At 70.6% G+C, this 1417-nt stretch carries 1 protein-coding gene; it reads left to right on the forward strand.

Annotated elements, in window-relative coordinates; translation table 11 throughout:
- Positions 1-241 precede the first annotated feature (241 nt).
- Complete coding sequence (locus ACFV9O_RS38165; protein ID WP_385427084.1) at positions 242-1384, forward strand: PP2C family protein-serine/threonine phosphatase; 1143 nt, start codon at positions 242-244, stop codon at positions 1382-1384.
- Positions 1385-1417: the final 33 nt, after the last annotated feature.

A 1417-nucleotide genomic window follows, 5' to 3' on the forward strand; every position in this document is an offset into this window, starting at 1 on the left:
CACCAGCCCGCCGGCCCCCATCAGGGGATGGGGGGTCCGCGCCCGGCGCCGGAGCGCCGCGGCGTGCCCCATGGAGGCGGAGCCGATCACGCTCTCGGCCCATCCGCTTGCGCAGTAGCCCGTTGAGGCATGCGCGGGGCCTCTCCGGTCGGTGGAACACGGGTTCACGATTCGAACGACTGATCACCGCGTATGAGCTGCATGATTCCGCACAGCTCGATGCCCGCTTTGCCCCGATATGATGCAGTCTGTGATCACGCCCGGACAGCTGCGGCGCCGTCGTACTCCGTACGGCGGCCGATGGGAAGCTGCCCGGCTGTCACCGGTCATCCTCACTCTCCTCATCGCCGCCCTGGCGTTCTCCACACCAAGAGAGATCGCCTTCAGCCGCCTCCTCCCCGCCGCACCCGCCCTCGCCGCCGCCATGTGGCCTGTGCTCCCCACGATCCTGCTGGGCATCTTCTGCCTGCTGGTCATGATCGGCCTCAGCCTCGTCTACACCGACCTGGGGACGCCCTACACAGCGGCCGCGATCATCGCGGTCACCTTGGCGGCCGCATACGCAAGCCACGTCCGGATCCAGCGGGAGGAGGCGCTCTTCCACGTCCGGCTCGTCGCCGACACGGCCCAGAAAGTGCTGCTCCGCCCCCTGCCGCGCAGCATCGCAAACGTGGAGATCGAGTCCCTGTACCTGGCGGCCCAGGAGCAGGCCCGGATCGGCGGCGACTTCTACGAGGCGGCCGACACACCGTACGGGCTCCGGCTGCTCATCGGCGACGTACGCGGCAAGGGCCTGACCGCGGTGGGGGCGGCCTCAGCGGTGATCAGCAGCTTCAGGGAGGCGGCGTACGACGAGCCCGACCTGAGGGGCATCATCCACCGGCTGGAGACCAGCATCAGCCGCCACAGCGCCGCGTTCCCCGCCCAGGACCGGCCGGAGCGCTTTGCCACGGCTCTCGTCGTCGAGATCCCGTTCGGCAGGGGCCACGTCAGACTCCTCAACTGCGGGCACCCCCCACCGCTGCTCGTGCACGCCGGGGAGATCCGTGCCCTGGAGCCCACCACCCCCTCTCCGCCCCTCAACCTCGCCACGCTCATCGGAGACCACTACTGCGTCGACACCTTCGCCTTCGCCCCGGGGGACCAGCTGTTGCTCTACACCGACGGGGTGACGGAGACCCGGGACCGCGCGGGCGACTTCTTTCCGCTGCCGGACTGGATGCGGCTGCAAGCCCCGGCGCCACCCCGCGAGCTGCTCGACCGGCTTCACCGGGACCTGCTCCACTACAGCGGCGGCCGGCTCGACGACGACATCGCGGCCCTCGCCCTGCGGAGCCCGAACACGACGGGCGCGGTAGCCCGGGACCGCAGCCCTCCCGACTGAGCGAGGACGGAGCGGAGGGCCGTGGCGGACATG

This window comes from Streptomyces sp. NPDC059909 (assembly GCF_042730885.1).
Classification (GTDB): Bacteria; Actinomycetota; Actinomycetes; order Streptomycetales; family Streptomycetaceae; genus Streptomyces.